We start from the raw sequence: 16,878 nt of genomic DNA, 5'->3' as shown, positions 1-16,878 counted from the left end.
GTGGAAATACTCATGGCGCCACGGGTGAAGATAAAACACCCGTTCCGGGATGGAGCGAAAAACCGGAACGCCCTCCCTCTCTGTTTGCCGCTCTCTTGAGTTCGCGGGATGTGCGTCCTACACATTCAGGGACTGCGAGATTTAAAGGATATAGCTATGTCTGCTCCTTCGGCCCTGAAACGCGATATGATCGACAGCATCGGCAACACGCCCCTGATCCGGCTGAAAGGCCCGTCAGAGGCCACGGGCTGCGAGATTTATGGCAAGGCGGAGTTCATGAACCCCGGCCAGTCGGTCAAGGACCGCGCGGCCCTGTTCATCATTCAGGATGCGTTGAAGAGCGGCGCGCTGAAACCCGGCGGCACGATTGTCGAGGGCACGGCGGGCAACACCGGCATCGGTCTGGCGCTCGTCGGCTCCGCTCTGGGCTTTCGCACGGTGATCGTGATTCCCGAGACGCAGAGCCAGGAAAAGAAGGACATGATCCGTCTCGCGGGTGCGGAGCTGGTGCAGGTGCCCGCCGCCCCCTATTCCAATCCGAACAATTACGTCCGCTATTCCGAACGTCTGGCCGCTAAACTTGCACAAATCGAACCGAACGGCGTGATCTGGGCCAATCAGTTCGACAATACGGCGAACCGTCAGGCGCATATCGAAACCACCGGGCCGGAGATCTGGGAACAGACCGGCGGCAAGGTCGACGGCTTCATCTGCTCGGTCGGCTCCGGCGGCACCTTCGCGGGCACCGGCATGGCGCTTCAGCCCAAGGGCGTGAAAATCGGCCTCGCCGATCCGATGGGGGCTGCGCTTTACAGCTATTACACCACGGGGGAGCTGAAATCGGAGGGCGGCTCGATCACCGAAGGCATCGGGCAGGGGCGGATCACCGCAAACCTCGAAGGCTTCACCCCGGATTTCGCCTATCAGATCCCCGACGAGGAGGCGCTTCCGGTGGTGTTCGATCTTCTGGAGCACGAAGGCCTCTGCGTCGGCGGCTCGTCCGGCATCAATGTCGCGGGCGCGATGCGCATGGCGAAGGAAATGGGGCCGGGGCACACCATCGTCACCATCCTCTGCGACTATGGCACGCGCTACCAGTCTAAGCTCTTCAACCCCGAGTTCCTCAAGGAAAAACAACTTCCTGTGCCCGAATGGCTAGACCGTGGACCGCGCGTTCTGCCTGACGTATATGAAGGAGTATGATCGCACAGTTTCTGACCCGCTTTTTCCTGATCCTCTGTCTTGCGCTGCCGCTTGCGGCCCGGGCGCAGGATGGGGTGTCGCCAGATTACACCCAATGGGACAAGGCCGCGAGCGCGGCCGAGACCCGGATTGGCGACAGTGACACGAGCAATGCCGATCTAGAGCAATTGCGCGACGATCTCGTGGTCTGGCGCGAAAGCTTTCTGGCGGCCGAGAATTCCAACGGCACACGGATCGACACGCTCAAGGCCCAGATCGAAGCTCTTGGGGTGGCGCCTGCCGAAGGTGAGACCGAAAGCGCGGAAATCGCGCAGCGGCGCAAAGAGCTGAACAAGCAGCTCGAAGCGGCTCAGGCCCCTGTGAAGACCGCCGAAGAGGCCTATACGCGGGCCAACGGGCTTATTGCCGAGATTGATCAGGTGTTGACGGAGCGGCAGGCCGATGTGCTGATGCAGCGCGCGCCGAGCCCGCTCAACCCGACGCTCTGGCCGACGGCGGTCAAGGCGCTGGGGCAAACCGCGGGGGCGGCCTGGACCACGGTGTCGGAGGCGGCACGCTCGGAGAGCGGACAGAAGATTCTGCGCAGCAACACTGCCTCCATCGTTTTCTACCTCGTGATCGCGCTGGTGCTGGTGGCGCGAGGGCGCTTGTGGTCGGAGCGGATGACCGATTGGGTGCGCAAACGCGTTTCGGGCGATGCGGGCAAGGGGGTTACCGGGTTTCTTGCCTCGATCGGCCAGATCGTGGTGCCGCTCGCCGGTCTTATCGCCATCACATTGGCCGCCGGCGCCTCGGGGCTTCTGGGGCCGCGCGGGATCATCGTCTTCGGCTCCATTCCGCAAATCGGTCTGGCCTATTTCTTCTGGCGCTGGATCGCCGGACGGCTGTTCTATCCGACAGGGGCGGGGGAGCCGATCCTCGATCTGGGCGCGGTGCGCCGCGCCGAGGCGACGACCATGGGGACGCTCGCGGGCGTCATGGCGGTGCTCAACGATGCGCTCATCCAGCTTGCGGACATCGACGATTTTTCCGAGGCGACACTTGCCGTTCTGACCTTTCCGCTGGTGGCGATTGCCTGTCTGGCGCTCATCCGGCTGGCGGGCATCCTGACCCCGGGCGAGACGCGGGGCGGCGAGGAGGACAAGGATGAGCCGGAGACGGAACACGGGTTCGCCCAGCTCATCCTGCGCACCCTAGCGCGCGTGGTCTTTCTGGCTTCGGTTGCTGCACTTTTGCTGGCGGCGGCGGGCTATATGAATGCGGGCAAGGGCATCGTCTTTCCGCTGCTGCGCTCGATCGGCCTTCTGGGCTTCGTCGCGATTCTCTCCCGGTTGGGGTACGACCTCTATGCGCTGGTGACCCGGCAGCCGGGCGGGGCGAAGGACGCGCTGGTGCCGGTGCTTCTGTCCTTCGTGATCGTGCTCGCCTCGCTGCCGTTCTTCGCACTTCTCTGGGGGATGCGGGAGGATCAGCTCTGGGAGCTTTGGGCACGGCTGCGCGAGGGGATCAGTTTCGGTGGCGTGACCATCTCGCCGACCAGTTTCATCACGCTTGTCGTGGTCTTCATGATCGGCATGGGGTTGACGCGGCTGTTGAAGACGGCGCTGACCTCGACCGTGTTGCCGAAGACGAAGATCGACAAGGGCGGTCAGAACGCGATTGTCGCGGGGGCTGGCTATGTCGGCGTGGTGCTCTCGGCTATCATGGCGATCGTTGCCGCCGGGATCGACCTTTCGGCTCTGGCGATTGTCGCAGGCGCCTTGTCGGTCGGGATCGGGTTCGGTCTTCAGAACATCGTGCAGAACTTTGTCTCCGGCATCATCCTTCTGATCGAACGTCCGATTTCGGAAGGCGACTGGATCGACCTCGGCAATGGTTCGATGGGCATCGTCAAGGATATTTCCGTGCGCTCGACGCGGGTGGAGACCTTTGACAAGACCGACCTGATCGTGCCCAACGCCGATCTGATTTCCAATCAGGTGACCAACTACACCCGTGGCAACCTGATCGGGCGGGTGATCATTCCGGTGGGCGTCGCCTATGGCACGGACACACGCAAGGTGGAGGCGATTCTGCGCGAGATCGCCGAGGATCATGCGATGGTGGCGGTCAATCCCAAGCCGCAGGTGCTGTTCCTGAATTTCGGCGCCGATGCGCTTGAGTTCGAGATCCGCGCGATTCTGCGCGATGTGACCTATGTTCTGGCGGTGAAGAACGACATCAACCATGCCATTGCCAAGCGTTTTGCCGAAGAGGGCATCGAGATCCCGTTCGCGCAGCGCGACATCTGGCTGCGCAACCCGGAAGCCTTGCAGCCGAAACCGGCGCAGTCTGCGGTTCCGGAAGCCGCAGTGCCCGAGCGGGCGATGATCGAACCGTCGGATCTCGAGGAGGGCACAGGGGAGGCCGTCGAGGATGGCGAGGGAGAAAGCACATGACCGAGCCCTTGTTCCGTGAGGATGCCTATCTGCAGGAGACTTACGGCACGGTGACGGGCCACACGCCCGAGGGCGGCGTGATTCTCGACCGGACGATCTTCTATGCCACGGGGGGCGGCCAGCCCGGGGACAGCGGTTGGCTCGACTGGTCGGGGGGCAGTCTTCCGATTGCGACAGCGATCAAGGGGGAGGGCGATGCGATTGTTCTCGTGCCCGCCGAACCTGCTGCCTTGCCGCCCCTTGGTGCAGAGATCACACAGCGGCTCGACTGGATGCGCCGCCACCGCCACATGCGGGTGCACACGGCGCTGCATCTCCTGTCCGTGGTGATCCCCCTGCCGGTGACCGGGGGCTCCATCGGGTCGGAGAAGGGACGTCTGGATTTCAAGATGGACGCGCCGCCCGCCGACAAGCAGGGGCTTGAGGATGCGCTCAACGCCTTGATCGAGCGCGATCTGGTGATCTCGGACGACTGGATCACCGATGAGGAATTGCTGGCCAATCCGGCGATCGTCAAGACCATGTCGGTCATGCCGCCGACCGGGCAGGGCCGGGTGCGGCTCGTACGGATCGGGCTGGCGGCGGATCAGGTCGATTTGCAGCCCTGTGGTGGCACCCATGTGGCACGGACCTCGGAAATCGGCCGCATTCGCTTTGGCAAGGTCGAGAAGAAGGGCCGCGACAACCGGCGCGTGACGATTCATCTCGACTGACCGGGGACCGGCCCGATGCGATCGGTGCGTTTGATCTTCGCCGGAGCCATGGAAAAAAGGCCTTCCGCCGCGCGCGTCAAAAAACATTCATTTTCTGTCATTCCGGGGGTTGCATCCCCCTTGGCACCTCCACTATAGACGGCCTCGGACAGGTGGCCGAGTGGTCGAAGGCGCACGCCTGGAAAGTGTGTAGGCGGGGAACCGTCTCGAGGGTTCGAATCCCTTCCTGTCCGCCACTCCCTTCTCATCACAAGTTAAATCAATGACTTGAGTGATTTGTGTGCGCATGTTTGTGCTACAAATTGTGAAACGTCGTCGACTGTCTCATACGGCGCCTCGATCGCTCCCATCTATGCGGATTTGCGAGGAGGGGCGGCGTGACGGTGTGCAAAACATTTGCAGAGGTCGCTTTCACCGAATCCATGGTCATGCGCAAACGCTTCGGGATCACGGAGAGGATGACTTGCTGCCGATCCGGCGTGCGGATCTCGATGGCCAGCAAGGGCCGTTTCCTCGACATTATTTTTGGGGGGAGCGGCTGTGGCTACGCCCGGCAGCGGCCTTAGACCCGCAGGACATTCATCCGGACAGAATGCCTACTGCGGACGCGAACGTTCGAATTATGGACGGGGGTCTCCTCATTGAGGCGTGCCCGTCCGACTGTGTGAAATAAAAAAACCTTATATTTCAGAGTGAAGATCCGTTTCTCCGACCTGTCTCCCGGGTTCGGAAGTGTTTCTGCTTCACCGAATGGCAGGCGTGTTTCAACGGATCGACACAGAGGAGAGCGTCGATCCGTCTCGATACGCCGGGTGCAGGTTCTGCGCCCGCAGGGGCCGGTTTGCCCCAGGCATCAAAAACGGGAGGAGAAATGCACGATGGCATTTCAGATCAATATCGATAACGGCGGGACGCTGACCGATGTTTGCATCATGTCCGACGAGGGCGTGAAGAAGACCAAGGTTCTGACCACGCCCTACGATCTGTCGAAATGTTTTTTCGAAGGTCTGCAAAAGGCATCGGAGACCCTTTACGGGGCCGAAGATGTCAAACGTCTGCTCGAAGAGGTGGAGTTGATCCGCTATTCGACGACACAGGGCACCAATGCAATTTGCGAGCGCAAAGGGCCGAAACTGGGTCTCATTCTCGACCAGGCGGCGACGGACCTGGCCGAGGCGCTGCGCGCCCATGACCCGGATGTTTATGACGCTCTGGTCGGGGACCGGGTGGCCTATATCGACGCCGCCATTCTCGATGCACCGGAGGCCGAGGTCGAAATCGTCAAGACGATCAACGAACTTACCGCCAAAGGCGCCAATCGTCTGGTCGTGTCGTTCGGCGGCACCGGGTTCCATGCCAATGAGGACAAGGTCAAGAAGGTCGTGCTGCGCAAATATCCGCGCCACCTTCTGGGTGCGGTGCCGGTGCTCTATGCCTCAGATCTGACCGTGGACCGCGCGCCCGAGCGCCGGGCCTGGTCGGCGCTGATCAACGCCTTCCTGCACACCTCGATGGAGGCGTTCCTGTTTCAGGCGGAAAACCGGCTGCGCGATTATCGCACCAAGAATCCGCTGCTGATCTTCCGCAACGATGGCGATGCCTCGCGGGTGGCCAAGACCGTGGCGATCAAGACCTATTCCTCTGGTCCGCGCGGCGGCATGGAGGGGATGCGTGGCTTTGCCAACATGTACGGGTTCCGCGATGCGGTCTCAATTGATGTCGGCGGCACCACCACCGACATCGGTCAATGCACCGATGGCAAAGTTGCCGAGATCCGGCGCGGCCATGTCGAAGGCATCTCTGTGTCCTTCCCGCTGTGCGAGATTTCCAGTGCCGGGGCCGGGGGCAGTTCTGTGTTCAAGGCGAAGGACGGTGCGATTGCGATCGGTCCGGAAAGCGTCGGCGCCCTGCCGGGACCGGCCTGTTTCGGCCGTGGCGGCAAGGAGGCGACGATCACCGATGCCAGCCTGCTCTCGGGGCTGCTCGATCCGGGGTCGTATTTCGGCGGCGGCATGGGGCTCGATGCAGCGCGGGCGGAAGCCGCCGTAATGGCCAATGTCGGCACACCTCTGGGGCTCGACCTCGACCAGACCGTTCAGGCGATGTCGGATGCGTTCGAGACCAAGATCGCAGCGGAATTGCACCGGTTCACGACGATTTCCGCAGATACCGTACTGATGGCCTTCGGCGGTGCCGGTCCGCTCAATGCCTGTGGCGTGGCCGACAAGGCCGGGATCAAGCGGGTCGCCATTCCGGCGATGGCGGCGGTCTTCTCGGCCTATGGCATCGGCTCGTGCAACGTCTCGCAGAACTATGCGGTCGATCTGGCCGAACACACCAGCGAAGCCCTCAAATCGACGCTCGACAGTCTCAGGCAGAAAGCCGCCCGCGACATGTTCGCCGAAGGCTTCGAAGAAGGCAGCTACGCGGTCTCGGCGCGGCTGGTGGCCCAGTCCGGCGACAGGGAGACGGTTCATGAACTGAACGGATCGGAAAGCTTCCCGGCGGAGATGGCCGGGGCGGATGCGGTCGAACTGGAACTCTCCGCCGTCAAATCGCTGCGCAAGGGCGAGGCCAAACAGGTCGCCGTGTCGCGCAAGGCCGCGGCCAAGGCCGATGGCACGCGCAATGTGTTGGTGCCGGAACAGGGCCGGATCGACTTGCCGGTCTATCGCCTGAACACGATGCAGCCGGGCGATTTCGCCGCCGGGCCCGCGATCCTCGAAGAGGATTATTTCACTGCCCGCATTCCTGCGGGTTGGACCTTCACCGTCTCCGAAGCCGGTGATGTCATTCTGGATCGGGAGGAGTAAGGCCGATGAAAATTCCTATGACTGAGTATCTGCGGATCGACCTTGAAACGGAGAAATGGGAGTGCCGTGTCTGCGATCATGTGATCGCGCCGGCGGACGGCAACTACAAGGAAGGCCTGCTGGTTCACAATCGCAACCCGCAGGAGATCCACCCGCCGGTGATCGACCCGAAGATGTATCGCTACACTTTCGCGCCGGACCCGGACTGGGTGCGCATCCTCGAATTCTGCTGTCCGAAATGCGGCACGCAGGTCGAGACGGAATACGCGATCCCGGGCCACCCGCCGCTGTGGGACATGCAGGTCGATGTGCCCGCGCTGAAAGCCCAATGGGCCGCGCGCGGTTCGGAGATGCTGCCGGACGCCGGGCCCGTGGTGGCCCCGGGCCGGGCGCACAGCCACTAAGCCAGATCATCCTGTCGGCCCGTGGCACGGCCCCGGGCGGACGATCCGACATCTTCAAGAGAACAGTGCCGGGACGGCCCGTCGAGGAGGACGGCATCCCGGGCACGATAGGGAGAGAGAATGAAACGTGTATCCGTTGATATCGGTGGGACTTTCACCGACTGTTTCGTCGTCTGGGGCGATCAGTATATCGAGACCAAGGCGCTCACGACGCACCACAACCTCGCCATGGGGTTCAACGAAGCGCTGGGCAAGGCCTGTAGTGAGCTGGACGTCGATCTCGAACAGGTCCTGACCGAGGTGGACAGCGTCCGCTACGCCACCACGCTCGGCACCAATGCGCTGATAGAACACAAGGGGCCGAAGATCGGCATGCTGGTCACCGCAGGCTATGAGGCCACCGTGCCGCTCAGCCGTGCGCGGGGCTATGGCGAAGGGCTCGACAATCTGGGGCAGCAGGATCTGCCGAATGCGCAGCGCCCCGATCCGCTGGTCGAAGCCCATATGATCCGCGGCGTGCGGGAGCGGCTGGATTTCCAGGGCAAGGAGGTGATGGCGCTGGATGAGCCGGATCTGCGTCGGCAATTGCGCGAGCTGGTCGACCGCGGTGCCCAGATCATCGTCGTCGCGCTGGTGAATGCGGTGGTCAACCCGGTGCATGAACAGCGCATCGAAGAGATCCTGCTTGAGGAATACCCCTCGCATCTTCTGGGCGCGATCCCGGTGATCCTGTCGCATCAGGTGGCCGGGCGGAAGGGCGAATATGTCCGCTCCACCTCGGCCATTGTCGATGGCTACCTGCACTCGACCATGTATCACGCGCTGTCTCAGCTCGAACAGAACCTGCGCGCCCATACCTATGAAAAGCCGATGCTGGTGATCCACAATTCCGGTGGCATGGCGCAGCTCAACTCGACCGACGCGTTGCAGACCATCCACTCGGGCCCGGTTTCCGGCATCGGCGCCTCGGAGCACCTGTCGCTGCAGGCCGAGCTTGGCAATGTGGTGGCGACCGACATGGGCGGCACCTCCTATGACATCGGTATCGTCGTCGAGGGCGGCATCAAGCACTACGATTTCAACCCGGTCATCGACCGCTGGCTGGTGTCGGTGCCGATGGTGCATCTGGTGACGCTCGGCGCGGGCGGGGGCTCGGTCGCGTCCTATGACCGGATGTACAAGACCGTGAAATGCGGCCCCGAAAGCGCGGGCTCCGATCCGGGGCCGGCCTGCTACGACCGTGGCGGCATGAAGGCCACCGTCACCGATGCCGATCTTCTGCTGGGCTATCTGGATGCGGAGAACTATGCCGGCGGTTCCATTCCGCTCAACCCGCGCCGGGCCAGGGCGGTCATCGAGGACACGATCTGCGATGAGCTTGATTGCGATGTGATCGAAGCGGCCAAGCTGATCCGCGAAAAGGTCGATGACAGCATGGCCAACGGGCTGTTCACCGAACTGCGGGCCCGCGGTTATGATCCGAAGGATTTCACCATGCTGGCCTATGGCGGCAACGGCCCGCTGCATTGCTGCGGCATCGCCCAGAACCTGTCCATCGACAAGATCCTGGCGCCGCCCCTCAGCTCGGTGTTCTCGGCGGTCGGCGCGGGCAACATGCATCAGCTTCATATCCATGAGCAATCGCTCTACATGGTGCTCTATGACAGCAACACCCGCGAGCTGTTCAGCGATTACGACCGTTTCAACGGCATCGTGGCGGAGCTGAAGGAACGCGGACGTCAGGACCTGCGGCGTCAGGGCGTGCCCGATGACCAGATCCTGTTCGATCTGGAACTGGACATGCGCTATGGCAACCAGTTGGTGCAGACCACCGCCGTCATCCCGTTCCATGAGCTTCACAGCCCGGCCGATGTGCTGCAGGTGATCACCCAGTTCTCCAACGATTACGGCAAGCGCTTCGGCGAAGGCAGCCAGGCTCCCGAAGCCGGGATCCGGATCAACACCATTCGGGTGTCCAGCTATGTCAGGCACGAGACGGTCAAGTTCGAGGACATCAAGCCGGTCGACAAGGCCGCGCGCCAGACGCCGCCGTCCCCGTCCAGCACCCGTAGCTGCCACTTCGTGGGGCAGGACGGGGCCATCGACACTCCGGTCTGGGCGCGCAAGGACCTGGTTCCGGGGGTCGAGATCGAAGGACCGGCAATCGTCGCCTCCGAGGTCACGACCTATCTCGTGAACCCGGGCTGGACCTTCGTGACCGCGAAACAGGGGGCCTCTTGGTTCCTGCGGAACGAAACCCCGGCCATCAGGCACTGAAAACGGCAGCCCCGGCGAGTGGAGCGCCGGGGCCCATGATCCGACAGGAGGAGAAAACCATGAAAGACCTGAACACCACCGGCCCGGCCCGCTCGGCCGAGGACATGAAACTGATCAAGCAGTTTCTCGAAGACACCACGCTGTTTCTCGGGCCCGATCCCGAGATCATGCAGAACCACGACCTGATGGAGCGCAGCCCCGACGAGGAGCTCGCCATCGGTCAGAATTTCGATCATCACATGATCGCCCGTATCCGCGACCGGCTGCAATCGGGGTGCGACGAAGGCTATGAGATGGTCGAACAGATGGGCGCCGCCCCGGGCGCGAAATGGGGCGATGTGATCACCGGCATCTATACGGCCAGCGGCGATCTGGCGCTGGCCTCTGCGGGCGGCGTGCTGCTGTTCTCGTCGGTGGTGCACCATCCGATCAAGTTCATCGTCAAGAACTGGATGAACGAACCGACCGTCGGCGTGCGTGACGGCGACGGTTTCATCCACAACGACTCGCGTTATGGCAATGTGCACAACACCGACCAGTCGATGATCCTGCCGATCTTCCACGAAGGGCGTCTGGTGTGTTGGGTCGCCTCGACCGTGCATGAGGGCGAAAACGGCGCCATCGAGCCGGGCGGCATGCCGTCGATGGCGGAAAGCCCGTCTGACGAGGGGCTGAAGATGTCGCCCTTCAAGGTGGTCGAAAACTACCAGATCAAGCGCGACCTGCTGACCTTCCTGCAAAACTCGGTGCGTGAGCCGAAGCTGCAACTCGAGGACATGAAGGTCAAACTCTTCGCCTGTCTGCGCATCAAGCAGCGTATCGAGGAAACGCTGAACACCGAAGGCCCGGAGGCGCTGGTCGCCATGCTGCGGCTGACGATGGAGGATGTGCGCACCGAAGTGAAACGTCGTCTGACGGAATGGCCGGACATGTCGGTGCAGACCTATATCATCCAGGATTCGACCCTGCGCGAGAACTGTGTGGTCAAGGTGAACTGCAAGCTGACCAAGAAGGGCGACCGGCTGATCTTCGATTTCCGGGGATCGAGCCCGGAATTCACCAACCGTGCCACCAACACTATTCTCGGCGGGCTCAAAGGGATGCTGTCGCAACTCTTCCTGTGCTACATCTGGCCCGACCTGCCGCGCGGTCAGGCGGCGATGGCACCGATCGAGGTGATCACCGATCCGCATTCGATCCTGAACTGTTCCTACGATGCGCCGAACTCGCAATCGCTGATGTCGATCTTCACCGGCTTCACCGCGGGTCAGCATGCGGTGGCGAAGTTCCTTTACTCCTGCCCGGAGAAATACACCAAGGTGCATGCGCCCACCTTCAACATGATCAACACCTTCATCTGGGGCGGGGTCAGCCAGCATGGCGAGACGCTCGGCAACCTCTGCGCCGACCTGAACGGCATGGGCGCGGGGGCGACCTCGAACCGTGACGGCGAACATGCGCTGGCACCGATCTTCGCCACCATGGCCGACATCGGCGAGCAGGAGGTGAACGAGGAAGACGTGCCCTTCCTGCAACTGGTGTCCAAGAAGATGACGCGGGACGCCATCGCGCCGGGCAAGTACCGGGGCGGTCAGGGCTACACCATGATGGTGGCGACCAAGGACTCGGAGCAATGGGGCTTCATGACCACGGCTCAGGGGGCGAAGATCCCGCCGATCCAGGGTCTGTTCGGCGGCTATGCCTGTGGCACCTATCCGCTGTCCAAGGTCAAGGATGTCGATGTCTACGAGATCCTTCAGAGCGAGCCGGAGAAATTCCGTCACTCGATCGAGGAAATCATGAATGAGCGGCCTTTCGAAGAGGCGAGCTACACCACGCACCATATGGGCATGGGCTTTGAAATCTCGAAGCGCGGTGAGCTGTTCATGATCAGCCAGGGCGCGGGCGCCGGTTATGGCGACCTGCTGGAGCGCGATCCGGTCGGTGTCGTGAAGGACATCGAAGAGGGGCTGATCTCGGCGGAAGTCGCAGCCCGGCTCTACAAGGTGGTGTTCGATCCGGCGACGCTGGCGATCGACTTCGACGCCACCGAGGCCGCCCGGGAAGAGGAACGGCAGGCGCGGATCGCCCGCTCGATGCCCTATGCCGAATTCGTCAAGGACTGGACCCAACCCAAACCGCCTTCGCATCTGAAATACTTCGGCTGCTGGGGGGACGATATCGACACGCTCTACATGGGCGCGCCGGATGTGACGCGCAGGGCCGATACGCCGAAGCCCAATTACATGCCGCATCCGAAAGACGTGCGTATCGCCGAGCTCGAAGCCCGTCTGGCCAATGCGGGGATCGACGGAGGCGAACTGCAATGAGCCAATATCTCGCAGATGATCTGCCCGATGCAACGGGCACGAAGGCGCTGCGGGTCTGGCTGGAGTCGTCGGGCTATGCCCGGCGGCTTCTGCTGGGTCGGGAGGGCGATCCCTGGGCGGAAGGGGCGGCGAAATACCTGTCTTTCTTCACTCAGGCTCGGGGATTGTTGCGCTCGGATGTGGCGGTGGTGAATGTTGGCGATCTGTTCCGGTCGTGGATGGCACGTCACCCGGGCCTCGTCGCCGAGATGGGATCGAAGACACGCGCGACCTATCCGCTGCGCCGGATGCTCGAAGAGGCGGGGCCGCGCGCGCTGCTCGACGAGGTGGTCGAGGCGGTCGGCGCGCATCTTCAGGGCCAGACCCCTCTGGTGCTCGCCATGCCCGCGCCGGGGGCCTGGCTGGCCGAGGCGCAGGAACTTGTGGGCCGTGCGCCCGAGGTGGATGCGGATACGACCGAAGATGCGGCCATGTATATCGCCGATTTCATGCGCTGCGTTGCGCAACGCCCGGTGGGCGGGCTGTTGCTCGAAGAGGGCGAGGCACCCGGCGAGGTGTCCGCTTATACGCCATTGTTCAATGCGGCCAGACATTACCGTTGGGCCGTGGTCGGACGTGGCGTTGCCGCCGGTCAGGACGCGCCGTTCGATGCGGTGATCGGAACGGACGACAAGGTGCAAGGCCGCGATGTGAGTGCGGCCCTGTTCGGCGGGATGGACCTGCCCAAGACGACATCTGTGCAATTCCTCTATGCGCAGGTGCCCGTGGACCATCCGCCGGAGGCCGTGCTCGACGCGGTTGCACGGCTGCAGGGAGTGCCGGTCTGATCGCCCTGAATCGTAACGGCACGTCCTGACGGCAACGGCCCCCCGGAAATCCGGGGGGCCGTTTTGCGTTTTTGGAGACCGCTGGAGCGGGACAGGGAGGGGCGCGGTCAGGGCCGCAACCGCTCAAGCGTGTCCTTCAGGTCCAGTTTGTCCAGACGGATATACAATGTGCTCTTGGCGATGCCGAGTTCGCGGGCCACCGAGGTCAGATTGCCGCGGTGGCGCTCGATGGCGGCGACGATGGCTTTGCGTTCGGCCTGTTGCAGCGGGGTCAGCCCTTCCGTTTCGGACGCAGGGCCTCGCGCCGGGACCGACCAGTCGAACGGCAGATGATCGGGGGTTAAGTCGCCGCCACCGCTTTCGAGGAACATGCCTTCGAGCACATTGCGCAGCTCGCGAATATTGCCCGGCCAGTCATAGTCGGCGAAGTGCTCATAGAGGGCCGGGGCAATGCCAGGGGGCGTCGTCTCGTACCGTTTCGCGATCTGGCTCAGGAGATGTTCCGACAGGTCCGGCAGATCCGTCAGACGTTCGCGGAGCGCGGGCAGGCGCAGCGATGTGACGGCAATCCGGTAGAACAGATCCATGCGGAACCGGCCTTCGGCGGCGTCCGATTTCAGGTCGCGGTTGGTGGCCGAGAGCAGGCGCAGCTTGACCTTGCGCGGGGTGTTTTCGCCAAGCCGGTAGACTTCGCCGCTTTCCAGAACCCGCAACAGATGCGGTTGCAGATCGAGCGGCATCTCACCGATTTCGTCGAGGAACAGCGTGCCGCCGTCGGCCGCTTCGATTTTGCCCTTCATGCCGCCGCGCCGCGCGCCGGTAAAGGCGCCTTCGGCATAGCCGAACAATTCGCTCGTGAGAAGCTCGCGCGAGAAGCCGCCGCAGTTGACCGCCACGAACGGCCCTCTGGCCTGCGGTCCGCTTTCGTGCAGCGCCTGGGCAAAGGCATCCTTGCCGACCCCGGTTTCGCCGAGCAGCAGAACCGGTGCCGGGCTTTTGGCCAGAAGGGAGGCCCGCTGCAGGGCGTCGCGATAGGCCGGGGCCGACCCGCTCAACCGGGCAAAGGCATTTGCCGTGCCCGTCTCGCCGATCGGGGCGGTCTCCCGTTTGGGCGTGCGCCGCACCACCGCCGAGCGATCCGGCAGCACCAGCACCGAGCCCAGCCGCTCGCCGTCGATCTCGATCGGCTTGATCCAGTCACGATCCACCCAGTGCGGCAGGTTCTCCGGTGAAATCCGGCCATTGCGCCAGGGCATCGTGACATCCCGCAGCACGGGGTCGCTCGCGGCCCGGCTCTTGGCCCATTCCGTCATCACCGCCGCAGCGCGTTCGTTGGTCTTGATCGGAACGCCGGAGCGGTCGAACAGAATGATTCCGTCCCGGTCGGCCTGCTGCATCCGGTCGAGACAGTGATCGAGCAACCGGTAACGCAGATCCATTTCCCGCTGGGCCAGCCGGTTTTCAATCCGTCCCGCTGCGGTGATCGCCAGGGACAGGCTGTGACGGCTGTAGCTTCCACTCAGCCCGGAAATGTCCAGAGCCCCGACAATGCCGCCGCTCACCGGGTCGCGGATCACGCTGGCAGAGCAGGACCAGTTCTGGATGCCGGAGCAATAGTGTTCATAGGAATGGATCTGGATCGGTTGTCCGATTTCAATCGCCGTGCCGATGGCATTGGTGCCGCAGGTGTCTTCGCTCCAGTTCGCGCCGGGCATCAGATTGATCGCCTCGCGGCCATCGCGCAGGTTGCCATCCCCCTCGACGCTGAGCACCATGCCGGACGCATCCGTCAGCACCATCACCGTGCCGGTTTCGAACAGGAAGTCCCGCGCGGAGGCGATGACCTTGCTGCTGGCCCGCACAAGATCCTTGCTGTCGGTCAGAAGATCGTAAAGCGCATCGCCTTGTGCCGGGGGCGGAGCACTGCCGCGCCCGGGGTCGACCGCGCCATGGCAGCGCCTCCAGGAATCGTCGATGAGCCGTCGCACGGCATCCGAGCCGCAGTCTTGTCCGGACAGGAACTTTTCCCATGTGGACTGAACCTGACGCTCGTTTTCGGGTTGCGAAAATCTTTGCCGCAAAGCCGTGACAGGCATTCGGTGTCTCCTCCCATATTCTGTCGGCGGTTTCTGCTCCGCACCGTCACGGCGGTTCCCTCCCCGGAACCGTGGCCGCGATCGCTGCCCGTTTGGTGGGCACGACATGATCAGGCCGGAAGCCTAGCATTATTTTCCGGCAGGCCAAACAGTTTGCCCAAAAACCTGGCGGTTTCGAAACTGTGACGGCATGGCGGCCGGGGCGACTGCGGTGTGATCTGCAAGGGCAGATCCCGTTGCGGAAAGCGCCGGTCGGAGGGACCGCGTGACGGCTTGTCCCGCTCTGCCGGGGCGACGCGTGCCCGACCGCCGGGTGTCCGGATTTCGAACGCCCGGCGGTCGGGCACGCGGAAGATCTGCCACGCCGCCTTGCGCTAACGCCTTGAGTGAGGAGGCAAGGGAAGGCACGGTAAGAAACCTGCTTCTCCTTGGGCAGGAACAGGGAGGACATGATGAAAACGAAGACGGAAACGGTCACACATCCCCTCGCACGCGCCCTCGCGCAGGGGGCGGGCGGGCGCATCCCGGTCACGATCCTGACCGGGTTTCTGGGCGCGGGAAAAACCACGATGCTGAACCGGCTGGTGACCCGGTCGGATATGGCCGATGTGGCGGTGTTCATCAACGAATTGGGCGATATCGGCATAGATCACCACCTCGTGGAGCGAATCGATGATGCCTTGGTGATTCTCGACAGCGGCTGTCTGTGCTGTACCGTGCAGGGCGATCTGATCGCGGCTCTGATGCGCCTGCACGGGCAAATGGCCCGGCGCGAGATCGCCCCCGTGCAGCGTGTGGTGATCGAGACCACGGGACTGGCCGATCCCAGCCCGGTGGTCCGGGCGTTGATGGAGGACCGTCAGGTCTCGGCCCGTTTTCGCTGCGACGGGGTGCTGACCGTGGTCGATGCCACCCGCATCCGCGATCAGCTTGTCCGGCACCGCGAAGCCACGGCGCAGATTGCCATGGCCGACCGTCTGTTGCTGTCGAAATGCGATTTGGCCGGACGGGTCGAACAGGAGGCCATGATCCGGACGCTGAACGCGTTGAACCCGACGGCACCGCATGTGGTCCTCGACCACGGGGCATGTGCTCCGGCGGATTTGTTTTCCAGCGGTCTCTATGCCGTGGAAGATGCGCCGCTGAGCCTCGATGACTGGCTGGGACCGGCGTTGACGCCCGACAAGACTGCCCTGCTGGCGGGCGGGGGGCACGCGCCTCTGCCGACACAGGGTTTCGGGCAGGGCTTTGGGCTGAGCCATGGACAGGGGCATGCCCCGACAGGGTTGCACTCCGGTCAGGTGCGCAGTTTTGTCGTCCGCTTCGACACGGCACCGAGATGGCGCGGTCTTTCGGTGGTTCTGGGCGAAATCCTGTCGAAATACGCCGGAAAGCTGCTCCGGGTGAAAGGTCTCGTGGCGCTGCCGGGGCTCGATGTGCCGATGGCGCTGCAATGTGTTGAGGATGTCGCCTATGCGCCGGTCAAGCTCGGCGCCTGGCCCTCCAGCGGTCCGCTGGCCGATGGCATCGGGCGTTTGGTGATCATCGGTGAAAACCTCAGCGAACAGGACGAAGCCACCATTCGCGATCGTCTGGCCCATCTGCCCGGAGATCGCGAAGCGCTACGTCGCTCCGCCGCGACGCCGGGTCTGCCCACCCGCAACTGGCTGTTGGAACGCGCGCCCTTCACCCCGCAGGAGGGCCTGACCTCGGAGGCCTTCCTCATCCAGCCGCGTTTCCTGCGCGAGGGCGGGCGTCATGGCTGAGCCGCAGCCGG

Annotated in this window: 10 protein-coding genes and 1 tRNA gene; 10 read left to right on the top strand and 1 reads right to left on the bottom strand. The window is 63.2% G+C overall.

Annotation, left to right across the window (positions count from 1 at the left end):
* The first annotated feature begins 156 nt into the window (after positions 1 to 156).
* The 9 genes from CEW89_RS06055 to CEW89_RS06010 all read left to right on the top strand — a co-directional run bounded on the left by CEW89_RS06055 (position 157) and on the right by CEW89_RS06010 (position 13,005).
* A complete protein-coding gene (locus tag CEW89_RS06055; RefSeq protein ID WP_096805282.1) occupies positions 157 to 1,203 on the top strand; it encodes a cysteine synthase A in 1,047 nt (348 codons plus the stop codon).
* Positions 1,200 to 3,641 carry a DUF3772 domain-containing protein gene (locus CEW89_RS06050; protein ID WP_096805281.1) on the top strand — a complete coding sequence of 814 codons (2,442 nt, stop codon included), beginning with the start codon at positions 1,200 to 1,202 and terminating at the stop codon, positions 3,639 to 3,641. The genes CEW89_RS06055 and CEW89_RS06050 overlap by 4 nt, the downstream gene beginning before the upstream one ends.
* Positions 3,638 to 4,354 carry an alanyl-tRNA editing protein gene (locus CEW89_RS06045; protein ID WP_096805280.1) on the top strand — a complete coding sequence of 239 codons (717 nt, stop codon included), beginning with the start codon at positions 3,638 to 3,640 and terminating at the stop codon, positions 4,352 to 4,354. The genes CEW89_RS06050 and CEW89_RS06045 overlap by 4 nt, the downstream gene beginning before the upstream one ends.
* A 146-nt stretch (positions 4,355 to 4,500) precedes the next feature.
* Positions 4,501 to 4,590 (top strand) — tRNA-Ser (locus tag CEW89_RS06040).
* 642 nt (positions 4,591 to 5,232) lie between these two features.
* Entirely contained in the window at positions 5,233 to 7,167 is a 1,935-nt protein-coding gene (locus CEW89_RS06030) for a hydantoinase/oxoprolinase family protein (RefSeq protein WP_096805278.1), read from the top strand.
* A gap of 5 nt (positions 7,168 to 7,172) precedes the next feature.
* Complete coding sequence (locus CEW89_RS06025; protein WP_198403510.1) at positions 7,173 to 7,571, top strand: acetone carboxylase subunit gamma; 399 nt, start codon at positions 7,173 to 7,175, stop codon at positions 7,569 to 7,571.
* A gap of 120 nt (positions 7,572 to 7,691) precedes the next feature.
* Positions 7,692 to 9,848: a hydantoinase/oxoprolinase family protein gene (locus CEW89_RS06020; RefSeq protein WP_066710569.1), complete on the top strand. Its 2,157-nt coding sequence runs from the start codon at positions 7,692 to 7,694 to the stop codon at positions 9,846 to 9,848.
* Positions 9,849 to 9,907: 59 nt separating this feature from the next.
* Positions 9,908 to 12,178 carry a hydantoinase B/oxoprolinase family protein gene (locus tag CEW89_RS06015; RefSeq protein WP_096805277.1) on the top strand — a complete coding sequence of 757 codons (2,271 nt, stop codon included), beginning with the start codon at positions 9,908 to 9,910 and terminating at the stop codon, positions 12,176 to 12,178.
* Positions 12,175 to 13,005, top strand: a complete 831-nt coding sequence (locus tag CEW89_RS06010) for a hypothetical protein (RefSeq protein WP_096805276.1) — start codon at positions 12,175 to 12,177, stop codon at positions 13,003 to 13,005. The genes CEW89_RS06015 and CEW89_RS06010 overlap by 4 nt, the downstream gene beginning before the upstream one ends.
* 107 nt (positions 13,006 to 13,112) lie before the next feature.
* Here CEW89_RS06010 and CEW89_RS06005 read toward each other — a convergent pair whose 3' ends face one another.
* Positions 13,113 to 15,101, bottom strand: coding sequence for a sigma-54-dependent Fis family transcriptional regulator (locus CEW89_RS06005; protein ID WP_096805275.1), 1,989 nt, complete (start codon positions 15,099 to 15,101; stop codon positions 13,113 to 13,115).
* A 452-nt stretch (positions 15,102 to 15,553) separates the two neighbouring features.
* Here CEW89_RS06005 and CEW89_RS06000 point away from each other — a divergent pair, with 452 nt between their 5' ends.
* Positions 15,554 to 16,867, top strand: coding sequence for a CobW family GTP-binding protein (locus tag CEW89_RS06000; protein ID WP_096807145.1), 1,314 nt, complete (start codon positions 15,554 to 15,556; stop codon positions 16,865 to 16,867).
* Positions 16,868 to 16,878 lie beyond the last annotated feature (11 nt).

It is taken from the genome of Celeribacter ethanolicus (genome assembly GCF_002407265.1).
GTDB classification, from domain to species: domain Bacteria; phylum Pseudomonadota; class Alphaproteobacteria; order Rhodobacterales; family Rhodobacteraceae; genus Celeribacter; species Celeribacter ethanolicus.
This window is presented reverse-complemented; position numbering and strand designations above follow the sequence as displayed.